This is a genomic window from Paeniglutamicibacter sp. Y32M11 (genome assembly GCF_019285735.1).
Taxonomy (GTDB): Bacteria; Actinomycetota; Actinomycetes; order Actinomycetales; family Micrococcaceae; genus Paeniglutamicibacter.
This window is the reverse complement of record NZ_CP079107.1, coordinates 565182-586348: the sequence shown is the minus strand read 5'-3', so window position 1 is coordinate 586348 and position 21167 is coordinate 565182. Positions and strand designations below refer to the sequence as shown.

Genomic DNA, 21167 nt, shown 5'->3' with positions numbered 1-21167 from the left:
CTTTAAAGGTGCGAGGAACGCACCAACGGGTCGGAAGCAACGCGGAGAATGGTCGAGCAAAGCGGCGCGGAGTTCCGGAAATGATCTTTCTAGCTTAGTCGTCTGCTGCCGGTGTGCGCAGTTAGGCCAGCCCCCGGACACCGAAGATCGTGCCATTATTTAGCTCCACCAAGATGCGCACCGCCTCGTCGGGGTGATCCACGAGGAAGACTTTCTCCTCCATCGCCCTGCCCCGAGCTAGTTCCAGAAGCAGTGGGTAGGCAGGCAACGTCTTGGTCCAATACTCGACTCCGACCAGCACCATTGGGCTGATGCTCTCGGCAGATCCATAGAAGTTCTCACAGGCGTCCTGGAAAATTTCCTGTACGGTCCCGGCGGCTCCGGGCAGGAAAATGATGCCGCCGGAACATTTTTGCAGCAAGACCGCTTCGCGGGTGGCATTGGCAAAGTACTTAGCGATATGGGTGGCAAACATATTTGGTGGCTCGTGCCCATAGAACCAGGTCGGGATCCCCAGATTGGCCAAGCCATCTGGCCACCGTTCACAGACCATTGCCGCTGCTCGCGCCCAACGGGTGACAGAGGGAGCAAAACCGGGTTCCTCCGCGAGTATCGCCAGTGCCTCATCGAGTATCTGCTGGTTGCCCGCGCCCAGATACGCCCCGAGGTTCGCCGCCTCCATGGCACCGGGGCCACCACCGGTGGCCACGATGAAGCCCGCCCCCGAGAGCGCCTGTCCCAGCCTGGCCGCCAGCGCATATCCGGTGCTGCCGCGCGCCGCCGCGTGCCCTCCCATGACCCCGACCAGCGGGGCATGGGAGAGTTCACCATCGCGGATTTGCGAATCAAGCCGCAGCCCAATGGCGTGATCGTGCAGCGTGGAGGACAGTGCCGCGTTCAGTGAATCGTGAGCTCCTGCGCCCAACCGGTGCGCCGCCCACGCATAAATTCTCGCGTCAACAACACCCTCATAGGACCCGGCAGCCAGGCCCGCATAAAGTTCGGCGCCGGTGTACAACTCACCACGGTAGGGATCAAAGGGCAGCCCGGGGATTTCGGGAAAAACCAGCGCCCCGCCGCCACGTAGCCGGCGCTCAATTTTCGCCTCGATTTCACACCCCATGAACACCGAGCCCGACGAACGTAATTTCTCCAACACCGCGCTGCGGGCACGCAGGTCAACCGACTGAACATGCCAGCCATGCATCGAGGCGGCAAATCGCTTATCACTCAGCGCCAAGACCGTGGCCACATGCTTGTCAAAGTCGGCCAGCGAGGCAATCTCGATGACGCGTGGGAGCGGTTGGAAAGCTGGAGTGCTGTTCATGAGTTCAAAGACTAGGCCACGAAGGCGGACACGTGCTGTATTTCTCGCCTTCACGTACCCGCGCGGTTCGTGCTGGGCTGGCTAACGTGAAACGATAGGAGGATGACCGAATCAGCTTTTCCCATGGTTGACGCACGCGAAATTCTTAGCGTCGTCGGCGGTGCCTCCTTCACACGCGGCAAGGTGCTGGCCACCGACGCTGCAATGAGCGATTTCCAGTGGGACCCAGTGGACCAGATCCTCTCCGGAACGGTGGCCGAAGACGGAGAAGAGAACCGTCCCGTGCGCATCACACTGGGCATGAAAAAGGAAGAGCGGATCATCGCCGAGGGCGAATGCTCATGTGGTGACGCCCCCAAGTGCAAGCACGTGGCTGCGGTGCTGATCTATTCCAACTCCATGTACTTGCGGGCCAAGGACGTTCTCTACCGCGACACCGCCGCGGCGGTGCCCGTTTGGCAGCAGACTCTGCAGGAGCTGTTGGCCCCGGCACCGGCCGCCGCAAAGTCCTTGGGTGGACCCAACTCTAAGCACCCGGTATTGCCGATGGGACTGCAATTCGAGCTGCAGGACACCACGCTTTCGGCACACCAGCAATGGGCACCGGGTTCCGGAGTCGGCCAGCTGAAGGTCGCTTCCCGACGTTGGCGCCTGGCCGTGCGCCCGATGGTGCATTCGGGCGGAGACCGCTGGGTGCGCGGAAATCTGCGCTGGAACAACATCAGCTTCAAAACCTACGGGCTGAACCTCGATAACGAGCAGCACCGCTGGTTCTGCCAGTTTGTCCCGCTCTACCGGGCCAAGGGTGAGCTCTACTTCGGCGAGGACAACGACTGGCTTTACCTCGACGAGTATTCCTCCTCGCTGCTCTGGGACCTCTTTACCGAGGCCAAGCGCCTGGGCATCAAGCTCATCGGCGTGCGACCTAACACCCAAATTCTGATCGGTTCCCCCGCTCAGGTGGCCCTCGGCGCCCAAATCTCCGAGTCCGGTTTGGCGCTTGCGCCAACGCTGTCGCTCGCGGGACACGACTTTGTCCTTGATTCACACAGCGCCGCTGGTTCCATCGGTAACCACGGTGTGTATGCGGCCAACGAGGAACACACCCAGATTTTCCTGGGTCAGGTGCCCGCCGGGCTGAGCCACACCGAGCTCACCTTGCTGCAGCACCCCGAAGAACTTAACGTTCCGCTGGCCGAACGCGACGAATTCTTCTCCCGCGTTTACCCGCGACTGGCCCGCAAGCTGCGCGTGACCAGCCCCGATGCCTCCGTTGAGCTGCCTGCGGTACTGCCGCCGAAGCTGGTGGCTAAGATCCGCTACGGTGCGCGTGATTCCGTGGACATGGACTGGACCTATGACTATCACGGCCTGGCCGTGGACGCGATTGACCGGGATCGGGAGACCGAATCGGCCCTGGAACATGCCGCGCTTGACGTCCTGAATGTCTTCCCCGGATTTGAGGCAGCAGTCCTGGGCCCGCGTCACCTCCAGGGATTGGAAGTCATCGACTTCGTGCGCCGGGTGCTGCCCGAGCTCATGGAAATCGAGGGACTGGTCATCTCCGAGTCCGGAATCCGCCCGGAATTCCACGAGCTCACCGAAGCGCCGGAACTGATCATCACCACCGTGGAATCTGACCGCCGTGACTGGTTTGATCTGGGCCTACTGATCTCCATCGGAGATCGCCAGATCCCCTTCGCCGACATCCTGCGCGCCCTCTCCAAGGGCGAAACCAAGCTGCTGATGCCGGACCGCAGCTACTTCTCCCTCTCCGACCCGCTCTTCGACAAATTGCGTGAGCTGGTGAGCGAAGCCGGCGGGCTGCGGGACATGAAGGACAAGGAAGCGGACATTTCCCTGACGCAGTACCAGTTCTCCCTGTGGGAAGAGCTGGAGGATTTGGCCTCGCATGTTGAGGGGCCCGACGCATGGATCAGTGCCCTGAATTCGCTGGTGAACCTGAAGACCACCGAGGTTGCCGATCTTCCACCAACGCTTAATGCCACGCTGCGCCCGTACCAGGTGGAGGGCTTCGGCTGGCTGGCCACGCTGTGGCGCAACGGTCTGGGCGGGGTGCTGGCCGATGATATGGGTCTGGGTAAGACCCTCCAAGCCTTGGCCTTGATCCTGCACGCCCACCAGGTGTGGGCCGACCCCGAGGCCTTCGGTGCGCCCAACCCGCACATCGGAAAGCGTGCTCCCTTCTTGGTAGTGGCCCCCACCTCGGTGGTCTCCAACTGGAAGGAAGAAGCGGCACGCTTTGCCCCCTCGCTGCGGGTCATCGCCGTCACCGATACCGAGTCGCGGGCGACGTCCTCGCTGGCGACGCTGGCCAAGGATTACGACATCGTGGTGACCTCCTACACGCTGCTGCGCCTGGATGACGACGCCTACGCCGATATCCCCTGGGCCGGTCTGATCTTGGATGAGGCCCAGTTTGTGAAAAACAAGGCCACCAAGGCCCACCACGTGGCCCGGGATATGCCCGCCCGCTTTAAGCTGGCCATCACCGGTACCCCGATGGAAAACAACCTGATGGAGCTCTGGTCGATCTTCGCCATCGTCTCCCCCGGACTCTTCCCCTCATCGGTACGCTTCGCGGAGAACTACCAGCGGCCCATCGAGCGTCAGGGGCTGCCCGAACCGCTCACGCGCCTGCGCCGCCGCGTCCGACCGTTTATGTTGCGACGTACCAAGGATGCGGTGGTGACAGATCTGCCGCCGAAGCAGGAACAGGTATTGCAGGTTGAGCTGGGTCCGGAGCACCGCAAGGTGTACGACACGCACCTGCAGCGCGAACGCCAGAAGGTGTTGCGCCTGGTTGATGACATGGATAAGAACCGGTTCACGATCTTCCAGTCGCTGACCCTGCTGCGCATGTTGGCCCTGGACGCCTCCTTGGTGGATCCCGAGTACGCACATGTCTCCAGCGCCAAACTTGATGTGCTCTTCGAGCAACTTGAGGATGTTTTGGCCGAGGGCCACCGCGCGCTGATCTTCTCCCAGTTCACCTCCTTCCTGAAGAAGGCGGCCGACAGGTTGGATGCAGCGGGTGTTCCCTACGCCTACCTCGATGGCTCAACGCGTAAGCGTGCCGAGGTCATCAACTCGTTCAAGTCCGGCGAGGCACCGGTGTTCCTGATCTCGCTGAAGGCCGGCGGCTTCGGGCTGAACCTCACCGAGGCAGACTACTGCTTCCTGTTGGATCCGTGGTGGAACCCCGCCGCCGAATCGCAGGCGGTTGACCGGGCGCACCGCATCGGGCAGACCCGCAATGTGATGGTCTACCGGATGGTTGCCAAGAACACCATCGAGGAGAAGGTGGTGGCGCTGCAGGATTCCAAACGTCAGCTCATCTCCTCGGTCATGGACGAGGGCGCCGGCTTCGGCAAGGTGCTCAACGCGGACGACATCCGCGAGCTGCTGCGCTAAGTAGCGCGGCAGCCCCGCGGTGGGTCGTCGGGAGAACTAGGGGCGCAGCATCACCTTAATCGCCCGGCGCTCATCCATCGCGGCATAGGCTTCGGGGGCTTGCTCGAGGTTCATGACAGCATCAAAGACGAGCCCGGGGTTGATGGCGCCGGACAGTACGTCGGTAAGAAGTTCGGGCAGGTATTCCCGGGTGCTTGCCGCGCCTCCGGCCACGGAGATGTTTTTGGCGAAGAGCACGGAAACGGGCAGCGGATTCTCGCCGTGGGGCACACCAACAAAGCCCAGCGCCCCACCGGGTCGGGTACAGGCGAGGGCTTGACCCATGGATTCGGCAGTGCCCACGCATTCGAGTACCGAGTCGGCCAGTACCCCGCCGAGCAGTTCGCGGACCTTGGCCGCCGCGGCGTCCCCGCGCTCGGCCACCACATCGGTGGCGCCAAATTTTTTGGCCAGAGCCGCACGATCAGCGTGCCTCGACATCGCTATGATGCGCGTGGCGCCGAGTCGCTTGGCCGCGAGCACGGCACAGAGTCCCACCGCGCCGTCACCCACCACCACAACCGTGCGCCCCGGGGCCACCCGTGCGCCAAGAGCCGCATGGTGCCCGGTGCCCATGACGTCAGAGAGCGTCAGCAGGGATTTGGTCAGGGCCTCATCGGGCTCGGTGACTCCGGGAACCGCTACCAGCGTGCCGTCGGCGTTCGGTACACGAACGCTCTCTCCCTGGCCACCATCAACCGGCAAACCGTTTTCATCCTCACCACCCCAGACGGCGCGATGTTCGCACGCCACCTGGACCCCATCACGGCACGGTGGGCAGGTCCCGCAACTATTGGCCCACGGGGCCACCACGAGGTCACCGACGGCTAGGGAGGTGACCCTGGCGCCAATCGCCTGAACCATACCGATGAACTCGTGGCCGATCGGCCGGGGCGCGGTGATCTCACGGAACCCTCGGTACGGCCACAGATCCGATCCACAGACACAGGCCGCGGTGACGCGCACGATGGCGTCGGTGTCGGTGAGCAGGGTCGGTTCGGGGCGGTTATCAACGCGGATATCCCGCTGTCCATGGATCATGGTGGCGCGCATGAGAGCTGTCCTTTGCGAAAAGGGGGAATGACTGTTGCCTTCCAGCCTATGCCCGATCCTGGGGGCTCGTGATTCTCCCGCGCTCGCGGCCGGTGGGATCGCCGCGTCCGCGGGTGAAGCGGCGGTTCGCATGAGTCAAGAACTTCTGCCCCATAGGTGAGTGCGGGGCCCGAAGAAAAATGACCGTTTGTTGCGCCCGGACCGCCGGGGTGGCGAAATATCCGCGCTTCACCGTAGGCTGGTTATAGCTTCACGAATACTGACTGCCGCATAGGCAAGGCTCCGACCAGTCAGTTACCAACCCCATAGTTGCACGGCGGGTGGTTCGGATGACGAAGCGGCCTTGGCGCGCATTTCCGCACACCGGGGCAAGAACAACTGACCCTGAGGACGCGTGCGCATCATGTACAGCCCGACCCTGACCACCGCTTCACCAAACAATCTCTTGCCGCGTTTTGCCGGTGACTGGATCACCGCATGGCTTGATCTCGACCGAGATACCGGCCTGCTACACATTGGTGCGGGTCCCACCGAATGGGTACTCGAGGCCTATGCCCCACATAAACTCACCGACGCGTTGGCCGGTCGCGGACCGGTGGAGGTTCAGTTTAATCCCGAGCTGTTTGTCGTTCTGCTGCCCGGTGCGCACCAACTGGTCGGCAGCTCCTTCTTTCGGCTGCACCCCTAAGCGCCAATTCTTGGCCCTAGACCAGGCCAAACGCCTCACAACGCACTAGTGGCGGCCACCAACGTTGAATAATCAACCCGGTGACCGCCACCCAATGGTGCGCTCTAGAGATTTAGAGTGCGGCGAAAACTTCGCGCAGCAGCGTTGCGGTTTCCGACGGGGTCTTACCGACCTTCACGCCGGCAGCCTCAAGTGCTTCCTTCTTGGCCTGAGCCGTACCGGCCGAGCCGGAGACGATGGCGCCAGCGTGGCCCATGGTCTTGCCCTCGGGAGCGGTGAAGCCAGCCACGTAGCCAACAACCGGCTTGGTGACGTTGGCCTTGATGTACTCGGCTGCACGCTCTTCGGCGTCGCCGCCGATTTCACCGATCATCACGATGGCCTTGGTCTCCGGGTCCGCTTCGAACGCAGCCAGGGCGTCGATGTGGGTGGTTCCGATGACCGGGTCGCCGCCGATGCCGATGGCGGTGGAGAAGCCCAGGTCGCGCAGTTCGAACATCATCTGGTAGGTCAAGGTACCGGACTTGGAGACCAAGCCGATCGGGCCCTTCTGGGTGATGTTGTTCGGCGTGATGCCAACCAGTGACTCACCCGGGGTGATGATGCCGGGGCAGTTCGGGCCGATGATGCGAGTGACCTGGTTGCCTTCGGCGTCAACCTTGGACTGGGCCAGGGCCCAGAACTCGGCTGCATCCTGTACCGGAACGCCTTCGGTGATGACAACGACCAGGCCGATGCCTGCCTCGATGGCTTCAACAACTGCATCCTTGGTGAATGCCGGCGGAACGAAAACGATGGAAACATCCGCACCGGTCTCGGTCATGGCTTCGGCAACTGCACCGAAAACCTTGATGTTCTTTTCGCCGTGGGTCACGGTGGTGCCGGCCTTGCGGGCGTTCACGCCACCGACAATGTTGGTGCCGGCCTTGAGCATCAGTGCGGTGTGCTTGGTACCCTCGCCACCGGTGATGCCCTGAACGATGACCTTGGAGTCCTTGTTAAGGTAAATGCTCATGTTCGCGTATCCCTACTTACTTCGCTGCGTTGGCGAGCTCGGCAGCCTTGTCGGCGCCCTCGTCCATGGTTGCGGCCAGGGTGACCAGCGGGTGGTTGGCGTCGGCAAGAATGCGTCGGCCTTCCTCCACGTTGTTGCCATCAAGGCGAACAACGAGCGGCTTGTTGGCCGCTGCACCCAAGGTGTTCAGTGCGCCGACGATGCCGTTGGCGACGGCGTCACAAGCGGTGATGCCACCGAAGACGTTGACGAACACCGACTTGACCTGCTCGTCGTTCAGGATGACGTCGAGGCCTGCGGCCATGACCTCGGCGGAAGCTCCACCGCCGATGTCCAAGAAGTTGGCGGGTTTCACGTTGCCGTGGTTTTCGCCAGCGTAGGCAACAACGTCCAAGGTCGACATGACCAGGCCGGCACCGTTACCGATGATGCCAACTTCGCCGTCAAGCTTGACGTAGTTCAGGTCCATGGCCTTAGCCTTGGCCTCGAGCGGATCGGCGGCATCCTTGTCTTCAAGAGCAGCGTGATCCGCGTGGCGGAACTCGGCGTTCTCGTCGATGGAGACCTTGCCATCGAGGGCAACGATCTCGCCGGCGCCGGTGAGAACCAACGGGTTGACCTCAACCAGGGTTGCGTCTTCCTTCGTGAAGACGTCCCACAGCTTCAGGATTGCCGAGGCAACCTTAGCGGTCAGTTCCGGTGCAAATCCTGCAGCGGCAACGATTTCGTCGGCCTTGGCCTGATCGATGCCAACGGCCGGGTCAACGGCAATGCGGGCCAGGGCCTCGGGACGCTCGACGGCGAGTTCCTCGATTTCCATGCCGCCTTCAACCGAGCACATGGCCAGGTAGTTGCGGTTTGCGCGGTCCAGCAGCACGGAGAAGTAGAACTCCTCGGCGATGTCGGCGCCCTGGGCGATCATGACCTTGTTCACGGTGTGGCCCTTGATGTCCATACCGAGAATGTCAGTTGCGTAGGCGAAAGCTTCGTCGGCGGTCTTTGCGACCTTGACGCCACCGGCCTTGCCGCGGCCTCCGACCTTTACCTGGGCTTTAACAACCACGACGCCACCGATTTTCTCGGCAGCGGCCTTGGCTTCTTCAGGTGTGTAGGCAACGATGCCGGCCAGCACGGGTACACCGTGGGACTCGAACATATCGCGCGCCTGGTATTCATACAGGTCCACGGGCTTGTGTCCTTCTTGTCGAAGTCTATGCTGACTCAAGACACGGCTCCGTAAGCACGGTTCCATGCGTTGAGGGGGAAGAGCCCCACCCGAAAGGTCGGGCTCCTTCCTCAGCCTAACGCTTTCGGAGCCAATGACACAGTTCTACGCACCGTAGAGAATAAGGGTGGGTGACCCCCATCACGCCGGTGTTGATGCGGGCGCCTCACAAGCACCGGGCACCGTCCACCACTTGGCAAAGAACGTGCTAGTCAAGCTTCGTAAGTGGGGCATAACGAAGCAGCAATCGCTTTTCCGCCTCGGCGAATTTAACCTTGGCCACAGTTTTGTCCCCCGCACCCTCAATCGCCAGTACAACACCCTGCCCGAAGGTTCCATGATCGACCTTGTCCCCGACATTCAGGGCAATGATCTCCTTGTTCGGCTGGACCCGTCCCTGGGCCCGAGCCGTCGGTGAGGTTTTGAGCTGATGAATCTCCGGCGCACCCGACAATCTGCCGGTACTGGTGCTCGAGCCAGAACCCGCACCCCAATAGGAGCCCGACTCATAGCGGCTGGTAGCAAAGCTATTGCGCCCACCGAAGGAATCTAGGCTGGACCGTTTCATCCCCTCCCGCTTCCAATCAACGAGGTTGGAGGGGATTTCCTCCAGGAACTGGCTCGCCGGATTAGCCTGGGATTGACCCCAGAGGCTGCGGTACTCGGCACGCGTGAGGTAGAGGCGTTGCCGGGCGCGGGTCAATCCCACATAGGCCAGCCGGCGCTCCTCTGCAAGTTCCTTTTCATCGGTCAAGGAACGTTGATGAGGGAAAATTCCGTGTTCCATACCCGTGAGAAATACCACGGGAAATTCGAGTCCCTTGGCCGTGTGCAGTGTCATGAGAGTCACCATTCCTTCGCGCCTCGCCATATCCACACCCTCGGCGTCGTTGGGTGCTTCCGGGATGGAGTCGGCATCGGCCACCAGAGCTACGCGCTCCAGGAAGTCGATCAGCGTACCCTCCGGATTCTCCTTCACGAAGTCCCGCACCACTGCCACCAGCTCGGCCAAGTTTTCCACGCGCGACTCGTCTTGCAGGTCCGAGGAGGAGCGCAGCATTTCCAGGTATCCGGTCTGCTCCAGCACCGCTTCAAGAGCCTCCGCGGGCCCCGAGCCATCTGCCACGACGGCTAGGTCATCGATGATTTTCACGAACGCGCCAACCATGTTCAGCCCGCGGGTGCCAAGACCCGGAGCATCATCGGCACGCCGCAGGGCAGCCATAAAGGAGATGCGTTCACGTTCGGCTAGGGCGGCAACGGCGTATTCCGCACGGTCTCCGATCCCCCGCTTGGGTTCGTTGAGGATTCGGCGCACGTTGATGTCGTCGTCCGGATTAACTAGCGCCCGCAGGTAGGCCAAGGCGTCCTTGATCTCCTTGCGGTCATAGAACCTGGTGCCACCGATGACCTTGTACTTCAGATCCACACGCATCAGCTGTTCCTCGAGGGAACGCGACTGTGCGTTGGTGCGGTAGAAAATGGCGACATCGCCGGGGCGGATGTCGTCCTCATCATTCAGCCGCAGGATTTCATCGGCAATCCAACGAGCCTCATCGGATTCGGATTCACCCACGTAGCCGATGATCTGCTCTCCGTCGCCTTCGGCCGTCCAAAGGCGTTTTTCTTGTCGGCCCGGGTTGCGTTTGATGACCTCGTTGGCGGCCGAGAGAATGGTTTGTGTTGAGCGGTAGTTCTGTTCCAGCTTGATGGTTTCAGCGTCCGGGTAGTCCTTGGCGAACTCCACGATATTGCGGATGTCGGCGCCACGAAACGCATAAATGGACTGGTCTGAATCGCCCACCACGGTCAGTTCGCCACCGGGTGTCGGTCCGTCGGGCCCGGTCAATTCACGGACCAGAGAGTATTGGGCGTGGTTGGTGTCCTGATACTCGTCGACCATCACGTGTCGGAAGCGGCGCCGGTAGTTATCGGCCAGCGCGGGGTATGCCCGGAAGACGTTGACCACATGGGCAATCAGGTCATCAAAATCTAGCGCGTTCGCGGCGCGCAGGCGTTCGGTGTATCCGCGATATACCTGCGAAACGGCCGACGCGAACGGATCATTGCTGGCAACGGTTGAAGCGTATTGCTCATCGTCGATGAGTTCGTTCTTCAGCGCGGAGATCTTGTGGGACATCGCCTTGGGCGCGAATCTTTTGGGATCCAGTTCCAGCCCCTTGGCAACCATCGTGATCAGGCGCAGGGAATCGGCCGAGTCGTAAATGGAGAAGCTTGATTTCAGTCCGACGGAAGCCGCTTCGCGGCGCAGAATGCGCACACACGAAGAGTGGAAGGTTGAAATCCACATCTTCTTGGCCACATCTTCACCCACCAATGCCGAGATTCGCTCACGCATTTCCGCTGCAGCCTTGTTGGTGAACGTAATGGCGAGGATCTCATGCGGGCGAGCCCGCCCCGTTGCCAAAAGATAGGCGATACGGTGCGACAGGACCCGAGTCTTGCCAGATCCGGCGCCGGCAACGATCAGCAGCGGGGAACCGGCATGCTTGACGGCCTGTTCTTGTTGGGGGTTCAGCCCGGCAAGCAGCTCTTGGGCGTCGGGCAGGTGTGGGGCTTCAGCAGGTGCAGCGAAGTCATCGAAAAGAAAATCCATGATGGGCCCTAGTCTACGGTGGCTGAACCACGGGTTGGCCGAACAGCCGGTCTAAAGCGGCATAATTGGGGTCATGGCCAAGTCAAAGAAGAAAACGAAGCAGTATTACCGTCCCACCCCCGCAGCCGAGGCCGCTCCGCTGGTCAACGCCTCGACGCAACGTTCACCAGAAAAGGCTGCCGGCAACGGCAACTTGATCCTGGTGGCAGGTGTTGTCGTGGTGTTCTTCCTCTTTTGGTACTACCACCTGCTGGTATTGACCCAGATGACCGATCTGTCCAACAGCTTGGTCATGCCCGATCAAATGATCGGCGGCTACACGGTGGAACATATCGAGGCGTTGCGCCAAGCCATGGATTCCGATGCTATTGGCCAATTGAACTACGTCCATAAGACCGCAGGCATGCTCTTTCCGCTCTTTTTTGCCCTCGTAACCATGTTGGCCGTGAACATCAATACCCACCGAGGTCCCGCTCGCTGGTTCCTCTGGGCCTTCCCCGTAATCTTCGCCATCGTTGACCTGTGGGAGAACCGTGCCATTGATGTTCTGTTCACCGGCGCATTGGATCCTGCCGCTGTGTCCTTGGCTTCAACGCTGACAACGACTCGATGGATTCTATTCTTTGCCACCGCAGCGATACTCGTCGGCGTAATCATTGCGTCGTTCGTCCGTACCTTCCGTGAAAAGTGGGAACTTTCCAAAAAGGGACTCCTGTAGCAGCGAAGCAGATAACGCGCGGCACGCTGCTCGAGATTTACCAAGCTTCATCAAAATGCCGTTAGGATTGACACGGATCGTTTTGACGAAGCCAGCCCCTGTAGCTCAGTTGGATAGAGCGACTCTCTCCTAAAGAGTAGGCCATCGGTTCAATTCCGGTCAGGGGCACAAATAAAAAGAATGACCTGCGCATACGTGCAGGTCATTCGTTGTTTAGATCGACTTTTCCGATCTATATAAGGCCTATGCCGCAAGTAAAATGGCTGGCCCAGGTAAGCGTCTGCTGTCCCACTACGCAAGCGTCGCTAAATCCGCGGCGATGGCGGGTTTAGAGCGCTGAAACGACCTTAAAATAAAGGTGCCGTCGACCGGTGAAACCGTGGGATAACTCCCATTACATCCTACGGCACCGGTCGACGGCGATAAGAGCTAGCTCCCCAGCAATCAACCTGCCGTTCCCCCACGCGCTACATATGCGGTCAAGACAAGACTTCACGCAAACCACGGTGGGCAGCTTAATTACTACCAACTCTTAACGGTCATCTAAATCCATTAGAGAAAGTTTGTCAACTGACTCATGAGTAGGTATGACAATGGGCCGTTCGATAGCGTCATCGAACGGCCCATTGTCGCAAATATGCGCCGATTAGCGCAGCAACAAGGCAGCAGCCTTCGGGGACAAATTCGCATCCATAACCACGCATGCGCCACCAATGGCGCCGACTTCGTGACCCAAGCTCGACGACCTGACCTCTACGGCATGAACATTCTTGGAAATGAATCTCTCGTTGATGATTGAACTCACATCCTCAAGGCACAGTTCTCCTACCTCGGCCCACAACGGTCCACCGAAAATGATGAGGCCGATGTCCAAGGTATTGGCGAGCTGACCGGCCACCTGGCCGACAAGTCCCATGCGATCGCGGAGGATCTCCACCGCTGCCTCATTGCCGGACTTCGCCAGCCTGACAAGCTCTGCGATGCCCGCGGCGCGTTCTGCCACGGAGCCATCATCCGGCACCGTCAGGTCCAGTCCACGCTCGCGTGCTAATTGTGCGAACTTGCTGAAAGCAAGTGCCGCATGGAGGCAGTCATTTCGACCACAAATATCGCAGTCGTGAGCGACAACCCCAGTGGAGTAGTGTCCTACTTCGCCGGCATTGCCGCTAATGCCACGGTGGATTTCACCATTGAGGACCATTCCCGCACCGATTCCGGCACCGATGTACATGGTGACAAAATTGTCGCGCTCGGCTTCATTGCTTTTCCACTGCTCGGCAATGGAGGCGGCAATGGTGTCCTTCTCAATGAGAACATCGAGCTTGAGCATGCGGTGCAGTGGCTCAACCATGTCAACGTCTTTCCAGCCATCAAGCAGCGGCGGATTGGTCATGACACCGCGGACTGGATCCAGCGGACCAGGAACGACAACACCGACACCCAACACGTTGGAGCGCGGCACACCGGCCATGGAAATGATCTCGTCCACGGTGCGAGCCATGGTTTCGATAGTCTTTTCCGGAACTTCCACAGCGGGGATATCAAGGCGACGCGAGTGCATGATTTCCCCTCGGAGGTTCAGCATCACCACGGTGATGACCCCCGGGTCCAGATGGATGCCAACGGCAACCATGCGGCTGGCTTCGAGTTCCAGAACGGTTCTCGGCTTGCCTGGGCCGGATACGATCGTACGGTCTTCCCTGACGAGCCCCTCGTCAAGAAGGCGTCGAACAACATTTGAGATCGTCTGTGGGGAGAGACCGGTGGAGCCAGCCAATTCGACACGGCTCACCCCGTCTACTGCCCTACGGATCGATTCAAAGATGACCGCCTGATTAAAATCCCCGAGTCGACCTAAGTTGGTGCCCCGCTGCATCAATTCTCCATTTGTAGATCCACATTTGATCCCCCACGGCCTTATCCGAGCCGCAGTGTCCCCAATGACCACTGCGGTTCATCTCACATCACGTACTGGTTTAGTTACCTACCAGTATCCAACTCTTATTTGGATAAACGCGTTTATGAAAGCCTGTTCACACAGCACGCTATCATTCGCACCCGTGCAATGACGGTTGTTAAGCTCAAGTTGTGCCAAAGATTCTCACCATCGCTGCCCTACAACTTCTAGACGCTGCTGGACGCATCCTCCTTGTCCGTAAACGCGGCACAAGCGTGTTCATGCAACCCGGCGGAAAATTGGAGCCCGGAGAAGCCCCGCTGTCCGCAGTGCTGCGTGAAGTTCAGGAAGAAACTGGCCTAATTTTTGCGCCTGACGAAGTCATTTCGATGGGCCTTTGGAAGGGTGCCGCGGCCAATGAGGCGGACACCGACATCCATGCCCACCTCTTTGCTGCGCGCACCGAGGCTGCACCAAATATCCAGGCCGAAATCGAAGCCATGATGTGGCTAGACCCCGCCGAGGCTATGGAACGGGAGGACATTGCCCCGCTTCTGCGGTTCAAGGTGCTGCCGGGCCTACTCGGCTTATAGGCCCAGCGTTAGCCTTGCTACTGGGCGAACTGCGTATCGTGCAGTTCTGCGTAGCGCCCACGGACCGCCATCAACTCGGAGTGGGTTCCACGTTCGGCAACGCGTCCGTCCTCGATCACCAGGATCAGGTCGGCCGAGCGGATGGTGGAGAGCCGGTGGGCAATCACCAAAGCGGTCCGGTCGGCCAGAGCCTCGGCGAGTGCCGCCTGTACGGCAGCTTCGTTAGCCGAATCCAACGCGGCGGTGGCCTCGTCGAGGATCACCACTTGAGGAGCGGCCAACAGCAACCGAGCGATCGTCATGCGCTGGCGTTCACCACCGGAAAGTCGGTAGCCCCGCTCCCCCACCACGGTGTCTAGTCCATCTGGCAGCGAGGCAATGGTTGGCTCGAGTCGGGCCCTACGTAGCGCCTGCCAGATTTCTTCATCGCTGGCCTCGGGCCGGGCGAGGCGTAAGTTGGCACCGATGGTCTCGTGGAATAGGTGCCCATCCTGAGTGACCATGGAAACAGTTGAGCGCAGCGAATCAAGTTTGAGATGACGAATGTCCTCGCCGGCGAGCTCCACGCTTCCAGAATCAACGTCGTATAGTCGCGCCAGCAGCGAGGCGATGGTTGACTTACCGGCTCCGGATGATCCGACCAGCGCCACCGTCGAGCCGGCAGGAATCTCAAAGTCGATACCGTGAAGCACCGTTTCCCCACCACGAGTGTCGAGTACGGAGACATCTTCAAGCGAGGCAAGTGACACCTTTTCCGCACTGGGGTAGGCGAAGGAGACGTTATTGAACTTCACGGCCACCGGTCCCGCGTCTAATACTCGGGCATCAGGAGCGTCGGTGATCAGCGGTTTCAGATCGAGGATCTCAAAGACGCGGTCAAAGCTGACCAACGCACTGGTGATTTCCACTCGAGCGTTGGCCAGAGCGGTTAGCGGGGCGTAGAGCCGGGTCAGCAGCATGGCCAATACCACGACGTCACCGGCCGCCAATTCCCCACGCATCGCAAATACCCCACCGAGTCCGTAGACCAAGGCTAGGGCCAACGCGGCAACTAACGTGAGCATTGAGACGAAGAAGAACTGCCGCATCGCCATCTTCACCCCAATGTCTCGGACTCGTCCTGCACGGAGCCCGAATTGCATCGATTCGTCTGCGGGGCGCCCAAAGAGCTTGATCAGGGTGGCACCGGGCGCGGAAAATCGCTCGGTCATTTGGGTGCCCATCGAGGCGTTAAGGTCAGCGGATTCCTTGCGAAGCATGGCAAGCGACTTGCCAAACCTGCGTGCCGGAAAGAGGAAAACGGGCAATAAAATCAGCGCCAGCACTGTGACCTGCCACGAGGTGGAGAACATGACGCCGGCGGTGAGCACCAGCGCCACCGTATTGGATACCAAGCCAGAAAGCGTTCCGGCGAATGCTGCTTGGGCACCGATGACATCGTTGTTCAGCCGACTAACCAGCGCACCGGTCCGGGTGCGAGTGAAAAATGCTACGGGCATTTTCTGCACGTGGTCGAAGACTGCCGTGCGCAAATCAAAGATAATTCCTTCACCCAACCGCGATGAATACCAGCGCACCACCAGGGAAACCCCAACGTCCAGAACGGCAACGATGGCAATGATGACCGCCAGATTTACCACCGCCCGCACACCACTGTTGGCGACGATGGCATCTACCACGCGGCCAGCGAGCACCGGGGTGATCACGGCAAGAACTGCGGAGAATACCGAGAAAAGCACAAAAACCAACAGGCGGTTCTTATAACTGGAGGCGAAGGCGAGAACTCGCCGCGGGGTCGTCTCGGCATATGCCTTGCCCTTATTGTCGCCGGTCATTCGCCATAACGAATGCCAGGCTACGTTTTCCATACTCATGAGGTGTACTCGCCATCCAGCTAACTTGTTGTGCAGCGCCACGAAGTGAATCCTCCGGCACCGGAAGTAATGATCATAGTCTTGCGGTCAGTTCTACCCCGCCAACCTCATAACGGATTGCGGCGATAAATTCTTCCCGTCCCTCGCGCAGGAGCACTGTGATGTTGGTGGTTTTTCTCAGCCGGAGTTAGTCACGTCGGCTATCCAGCAATGACTTTTTTGGGCGACAGCCGGGTGCTTGGCCGCATATTTTCCGCGATATCCCAAACGCCAAGTGGCCGAGTAGCCGTATCTGGCCTCGTCGTCTAAACCAGAGGTTGTGACTTTCCTCGAAACGACCATGCCGCCTGCCATGGGCGTGGTTCAGTCAGCAATCCGAGGTGAGGCGGTCGGGCGCACGCTACGACGGTCCAGTTAGGCAAAATCGTTTTCTGGGTCCGGGATGTCTGAGGAGATACTTCTCTTCATGTCCCGCGGCCTTTCGTTGGCCCTTGCGAGGTCGGGACAAAGCGACCGGCAAAAGGCGGTTTCCGCGCACGGATCAAATGCAATACTCGACAGCAGCGGTGTCCACACCCTTCCGTACTTCGCCGTGACGTCCGCATAGGGAAGGCAACCCGATACCGGGCAAAGTGATTGGGCGAAGTTTCAGTCGCTGAACACAGACCAACAGATGTCGTTGCGGCGGGCTTGGTCCTCGAGGACGAGACGATAAAGACCACCCGGAATGTGTCTGCGCTGCCAATCGCGCTCAGTCTGGCCCGCCTCCTTTTCTTTGCCCCGGGGTGCTGCTGCCTGAACCGCCTTGATCGCGTAGGCAGCGGCACCAAGATCGTGTTCAGCTACGTGAGCGACACAGGCAGCCTGACCGGCTGCGTACGCGGCGAAACGAGCTGCTCCGCGAAGAGGTCGCGCTGCACCCATTGCGTGCCCGCCTCTCGCACGGGTGTCCATCGTCTTCGCTTGGCCGCGTGCCCACGTCCGTGCCGCTTCAATCGCAATACGAGGTCGTTTGTCCTCGCCATTTGATTGCTCGAATAGCGGTAGCACGTGTTCGGCACACCTGGCCGCCCAGATGGCTAGAAGACGGTGGTCTGTTTCGGTGAGCGTCCCACCACGGCGGACGCTCACCAGCCGAGGGTCACGAACCGCGGGAAGGATCATGCGGCCAGCCTACGCCGGTAGAACCTTGTGTTGGCATCACCAAAAGGCGCCGGGCCCTGCTGCAGAGGCCGCAGGACAGGAGTCCGAGCTCTGCAGCAGGGCCCACCCGAACTGCGATGCTCCCGAGATCTGGTGGGTCTGCACCCTAACGCCGCGGTCCTTAGCCGGCCATCGCGACGCCGCGCGAGTGTCATAAGATGCGCTCGCTACGGTCACCGCCACCGGTTTTGGGGCGGCGGCGACCGCCGTGTCATGAATCCCTAACTGTCCAGCGTCGGACCCGGAGCCAATTCGTGCGGTACAAAGCGCACCGTCATGGCCTTGAACCCGGGGGTGTTGGACTCTCGGGCCACCAGATCCCGGTGCACCAGCGCATTGGCCTCGGGGTAGTACGCCGCGGCGCAACCCTTGGCCGTCGGGTATGAGACCAACCGGAAACGGTTCGCGCGGCGTTCGGTACCGCCAAAGGTGGAGATCACATCGACCAGAGCCTTGTCTTCGAGTCCCAGTTCATTTAGGTCATCTGGGTTGATCAGGATGACCCGTCGCCCGTTCTTGATGCCGCGGTACCGATCATCCAGTCCGTAGAACGTGGTGTTGTACTGGTCATGGGACCGCATGGTCTGCAAGATCAAGTGACCGGCGGGAGCCGAGAGCGCCTCGAAGGGCGAGACGGTAAATCGCCCCTTGCCGATGTCGGTGGCGAAGGAACGGGTGTCGCGTGGCGGGTTGGGCAGAACAAAACCGTTGCGTCCGCGTACCCGCTTGTTGAAGTCCTCAAAGCCCGGTAGTACCCGAGAGATGTGATCACGGATGACGTCGTAGTCCTCGGTCATGGATTTCCAATCCACCGGGTGCTCGTCACCGAGGATCGCCTGTGCCATGCGGCCAACGATCACCGGTTCGGCCAAGAGATGTTCGGACACCGGCGTGAGCCGCCCCTGGGTGGAGTGGACCACCGACATGGAGTCCTCCACCGAGAGGAACTGGGCACCACCGGGGTGCTTATCGTCTCGGTCGGTTCGTCCCAGAGTAGGCAGGATGAGCGAGGTACGACCGTGAACCACGTGGGAACGGTTGGGCTTGGTGGAAATGTGTACCGTCAGCTTGGCACGCTGCATACCGGCTTCCAGGATCTCGGTCTCCGAGTTAGCCAGAGCAAAGTTTCCGCCCATGGAGACAAATACGTCAACGGTGTCCTGTTCGAAGGCATCAAGCGCATCGGTGGAGTCATACCCGTGAGCGCGTGGGGAGGTGATGTTGAACTCCGCATCGAGGGAAGCCAACAATGCTTCCCCTGGCTTCTCCCAGATCCCCATGGTCCGATCCCCCTGGACATTGGAGTGGCCACGGACCGGGCAGGCACCGGCGCCCGGCTTGCCGAAGTTTCCCTGCACGAGCAGCAGGTTGATAATTTCCTTCAGCGTCGGCACCGAGTGCGGCTGCTGGGTCAGTCCCAGCGCCCAGCAGAAGATGGACGCCTTGGACTTGATCAGCAGGTTGGCCACGGTGGTGATCTCGGCGCGAGTCAATCCGGTGGCTTCCTCGGTGGCTTCCCAATCGAGTGTGGAGCGTGCCTCCTTGTAGGCCGCGTAACCGTCGGTCATCGAATCGATGAACGCCACGTCAATCACCGTGCCGGGGTTGTTGTTCTCGGCCTCGAAGATCAGGTGTCCAAAGGCTTGGAAGAGTGCCAGGTCCCCACCGACCTTGATCTGCAGGAAGTGATCACTAATGTCGTCGTGGTGCCCAAGCATGCCACCGACGGTCTGGGGATCCTTGAATCCGAAGAATCCGGCCTCCGGCAACGGGTTAACCGCGACGATGTGGGCTCCGCGCTTGCGCGCGTCGGCTAACGCCGAGAGCATCCGCGGGTGGTTGGTTCCGGGGTTCTGACCAATAACAAAGATCAGTTCGGCGTGCTCGAAGTCCTCAAGGGAAACGGTGCCCTTACCGATACCAATGGTGGGGTTCAACGCAGAGCCAGAAGATTCGTGGCACATATTTGAGCAGTCCGGCAGGTTGTTGGTGCCCACCGAGCGAGCCAACAGCTGGTACATAAAGGCTGTTTCGTTTGCCGTGCGGCCAGAGGTATAGAACACGCACTTATCCGGGGTGGTGGCATTGGTGTGTTCGGCAATGGTGGCAAAGGCCTGAGCCCAGGTGATGGGCGTGTAGTGACTCTCACCCTCGCGGATGATCATGGGCTCGGTGATCCGCCCCTGGGAACCAAGCCAATACTCGGTCTTTTCACGCAGCACGCTGATCGGGTGTTTGGCCCACCATTCGGGGGTCACGGTACGCGCACTGGCTTCCTCGGCGATGGCCTTGGCACCGTTCTCGCAGAACTCCGCGGGCTTGCGCGCGCCGGTGATGGATTCGGGCCAGGCGCAACCGGGGCAATCGAAGCCACCGCGCTGGTTAATACGCAGCATTGAACGCACGGTTCGGCTAACACCCGCTGCGGCGAATCCTCGTTCTAAGGACACCATGACCGCTTTCACGCCGGCGGCGCTACGTTTGGGTTCCGTGACTTTCAGATCATCTTCATTGATGTCCTGAGTTGGGGCTGGGCGGTGCATTATTCCTCCACAAGGGCGTGCGTGAGTGCTGACTTCGGGTGCTTCCTCGGAGCGATGGTAGACACGTTAGTGCCGGAAATCACTCGATCAGGATGCGTATACAAGTTCACCGTACTACCCCGGGAGAATCCGGCAAGCGTCAACCCGGTTTCTTCGGCTAATTCAACGGCAAGTGACGACGGCGCGCTGACGGCACTGAGCACCGGAATCCCTGCCATCGCTGCCTTCTGGACGAGTTCGAACGATGCCCTGCCCGATACCTGCAACACCGTGTCATGCAGCGGCAGTCTGCGCTCGCGCAGCGCCGCCCCAATCACCTTGTCCACGGCATTGTGGCGTCCCACGTCTTCGCGTAGCACCAGCAATTCGCCGGTGGTAGTAAACAGGCCCGCGGCGTGCACTCCCCCGGTGGCGGAAAACAATGATTGTGCATCGCGCAGGGTGTCAGGAAGACCCAAGAGAGTCTGGACCGAGAGATGACCGGATGCGGGGTCAAGCGCGTACGACGACTTCTTGGAGACCTCATCAATGGAGTTGGTGCCACAAATTCCGCAGGCAGAGGACGTCACGACGTGACGGGCCGCGGAGAGATCCGGTGCGGTGGCACCGAAGCCAACCTGCACGTCGATGACGTTGAAGGTCTGATTGCCATCCTCATCGGTCCCGGCGCAATAGCGCATGGAGACCAGATGTTCGGTGCGACTGATGATGCCTTCGGCCAACAGAAAACCTGCGACCATGTCGAAATCATCACCGGGAGTGCGCATGGAGGTAGTGAAGGAGGTGCCGTTAAATCGAATCTCCAGGGGTTCTTCGACGGCAATCTTTTCCTCGCGCGGGATACGAGCGCCATCGATCGTGGCCCGGATGATGCGCCTTCGAGCAATTCTTCGTCCCATGATTTCTAGTCCCTTCCCGTGGTTACGGTTTTTGCCGGCTC

At 60.2% G+C, this 21167-nt stretch carries 14 protein-coding genes, 1 tRNA gene and 1 riboswitch; of the genes, 5 read left to right on the top strand and 10 right to left on the bottom strand.

From position 1 onward, the window contains the following. Positions 1-121: 121 nt before the first annotated feature. Positions 122-1327, bottom strand: a complete 1206-nt coding sequence (locus KUF55_RS02625; protein ID WP_218817899.1) for an LOG family protein — start codon at positions 1325-1327, stop codon at positions 122-124. Between the two features lie 102 nt (positions 1328-1429). Between KUF55_RS02625 and KUF55_RS02620 the strand changes: the two genes are divergently transcribed. Next, complete coding sequence (locus KUF55_RS02620; protein ID WP_168152430.1) at positions 1430-4762, top strand: DEAD/DEAH box helicase; 3333 nt, start codon at positions 1430-1432, stop codon at positions 4760-4762. Between the two features lie 36 nt (positions 4763-4798). Here the strand turns inward: KUF55_RS02620 and KUF55_RS02615 are convergent, their stop codons facing one another. Continuing rightward, complete coding sequence (locus tag KUF55_RS02615) at positions 4799-5854, bottom strand: zinc-dependent alcohol dehydrogenase family protein (RefSeq protein ID WP_132362369.1); 1056 nt, start codon at positions 5852-5854, stop codon at positions 4799-4801. A gap of 248 nt (positions 5855-6102) precedes the next feature. Beyond that, positions 6103-6235, top strand: a riboswitch (SAM riboswitch). Between the two features lie 22 nt (positions 6236-6257). On the opposite strand from KUF55_RS02615, the gene KUF55_RS02610 reads away from it, so the two are divergent. Next, on the top strand, positions 6258-6542 hold the full coding sequence (locus KUF55_RS02610; RefSeq protein ID WP_132362373.1) for a hypothetical protein: 285 nt from the start codon (positions 6258-6260) through the stop codon (positions 6540-6542). 112 nt (positions 6543-6654) lie between these two features. Here KUF55_RS02610 and sucD read toward each other — a convergent pair whose 3' ends face one another. The 3 genes from sucD to pcrA all read right to left on the bottom strand — a co-directional run bounded on the left by sucD (position 6655) and on the right by pcrA (position 11399). After that, positions 6655-7557 carry a succinate--CoA ligase subunit alpha gene (gene sucD, locus KUF55_RS02605; RefSeq protein WP_218817898.1) on the bottom strand — a complete coding sequence of 301 codons (903 nt, stop codon included), beginning with the start codon at positions 7555-7557 and terminating at the stop codon, positions 6655-6657. Between the two features lie 16 nt (positions 7558-7573). Next, on the bottom strand, positions 7574-8743 hold the full coding sequence (gene sucC, locus KUF55_RS02600) for an ADP-forming succinate--CoA ligase subunit beta (protein WP_218817897.1): 1170 nt from the start codon (positions 8741-8743) through the stop codon (positions 7574-7576). 247 nt (positions 8744-8990) lie between these two features. After that, positions 8991-11399 (bottom strand): DNA helicase PcrA, encoded by a 2409-nt coding sequence (gene pcrA, locus KUF55_RS02595; protein WP_218817896.1) that lies wholly within the window; start codon positions 11397-11399, stop codon positions 8991-8993. A gap of 73 nt (positions 11400-11472) precedes the next feature. Here pcrA and KUF55_RS02590 point away from each other — a divergent pair, with 73 nt between their 5' ends. Together KUF55_RS02590 and KUF55_RS02585 are read left to right on the top strand one after the other, a co-directional pair. Then, positions 11473-12117, top strand: coding sequence for a hypothetical protein (locus KUF55_RS02590; protein WP_218817895.1), 645 nt, complete (start codon positions 11473-11475; stop codon positions 12115-12117). Between the two features lie 94 nt (positions 12118-12211). Then, positions 12212-12285: transfer RNA gene (locus tag KUF55_RS02585), tRNA-Arg, on the top strand. 478 nt (positions 12286-12763) lie between these two features. On the opposite strand, the gene KUF55_RS02580 is transcribed toward KUF55_RS02585, so the two are convergent. Next, entirely contained in the window at positions 12764-13993 is a 1230-nt protein-coding gene (locus KUF55_RS02580) for an ROK family protein (protein WP_218817894.1), read from the bottom strand. Between the two features lie 212 nt (positions 13994-14205). Here KUF55_RS02580 and KUF55_RS02575 point away from each other — a divergent pair, with 212 nt between their 5' ends. Beyond that, positions 14206-14607 (top strand): NUDIX domain-containing protein, encoded by a 402-nt coding sequence (locus tag KUF55_RS02575; protein WP_132362383.1) that lies wholly within the window; start codon positions 14206-14208, stop codon positions 14605-14607. A 17-nt stretch (positions 14608-14624) separates the two neighbouring features. Here KUF55_RS02575 and KUF55_RS02570 read toward each other — a convergent pair whose 3' ends face one another. From KUF55_RS02570 to fdhD, 4 genes are all read right to left on the bottom strand, one after another. Beyond that, positions 14625-16481, bottom strand: coding sequence for an ABC transporter ATP-binding protein (locus tag KUF55_RS02570; protein ID WP_218817893.1), 1857 nt, complete (start codon positions 16479-16481; stop codon positions 14625-14627). 648 nt (positions 16482-17129) lie between these two features. Next, a complete protein-coding gene (locus KUF55_RS02565; protein WP_218817892.1) occupies positions 17130-17645 on the bottom strand; it encodes a putative immunity protein in 516 nt (171 codons plus the stop codon). A gap of 260 nt (positions 17646-17905) precedes the next feature. Further along, positions 17906-20227, bottom strand: coding sequence for an FdhF/YdeP family oxidoreductase (locus tag KUF55_RS02560; RefSeq protein WP_132362388.1), 2322 nt, complete (start codon positions 20225-20227; stop codon positions 17906-17908). Beyond that, the gene (gene fdhD, locus KUF55_RS02555; protein WP_218817891.1) at positions 20227-21126 is read right to left on the bottom strand and encodes a formate dehydrogenase accessory sulfurtransferase FdhD; all 900 of its coding nucleotides are present in this window, start codon (positions 21124-21126) and stop codon (positions 20227-20229) included. Before fdhD ends, KUF55_RS02560 begins: the two co-directional genes overlap by 1 nt. Positions 21127-21167 lie beyond the last annotated feature (41 nt).

Excerpts from the sequence above, each read along its gene's own strand:
- KUF55_RS02590 (WP_218817895.1), top strand. The coding sequence starts at position 11,473 with ATGGCCAAGTCAAAGAAGAAAACGAAGCAGTATTACCGTCCCACCCCC.
- fdhD (WP_218817891.1), bottom strand. The coding sequence starts at position 21,126 with ATGGGACGAAGAATTGCTCGAAGGCGCATCATCCGGGCCACGATCGAT.
- pcrA (WP_218817896.1), bottom strand. The coding sequence starts at position 11,399 with ATGGATTTTCTTTTCGATGACTTCGCTGCACCTGCTGAAGCCCCACAC.
- KUF55_RS02615 (WP_132362369.1), bottom strand. The coding sequence starts at position 5,854 with ATGCGCGCCACCATGATCCATGGACAGCGGGATATCCGCGTTGATAAC.
- KUF55_RS02560 (WP_132362388.1), bottom strand. The coding sequence starts at position 20,227 with ATGCACCGCCCAGCCCCAACTCAGGACATCAATGAAGATGATCTGAAA.
- KUF55_RS02610 (WP_132362373.1), top strand. The coding sequence starts at position 6,258 with ATGTACAGCCCGACCCTGACCACCGCTTCACCAAACAATCTCTTGCCG.
- KUF55_RS02580 (WP_218817894.1), bottom strand. The coding sequence starts at position 13,993 with ATGCAGCGGGGCACCAACTTAGGTCGACTCGGGGATTTTAATCAGGCG.
- KUF55_RS02620 (WP_168152430.1), top strand. The coding sequence starts at position 1,430 with ATGACCGAATCAGCTTTTCCCATGGTTGACGCACGCGAAATTCTTAGC.
- KUF55_RS02570 (WP_218817893.1), bottom strand. The coding sequence starts at position 16,481 with ATGAGTATGGAAAACGTAGCCTGGCATTCGTTATGGCGAATGACCGGC.
- KUF55_RS02625 (WP_218817899.1), bottom strand. The coding sequence starts at position 1,327 with ATGAACAGCACTCCAGCTTTCCAACCGCTCCCACGCGTCATCGAGATT.
- sucD (WP_218817898.1), bottom strand. The coding sequence starts at position 7,557 with ATGAGCATTTACCTTAACAAGGACTCCAAGGTCATCGTTCAGGGCATC.
- KUF55_RS02565 (WP_218817892.1), bottom strand. The coding sequence starts at position 17,645 with ATGATCCTTCCCGCGGTTCGTGACCCTCGGCTGGTGAGCGTCCGCCGT.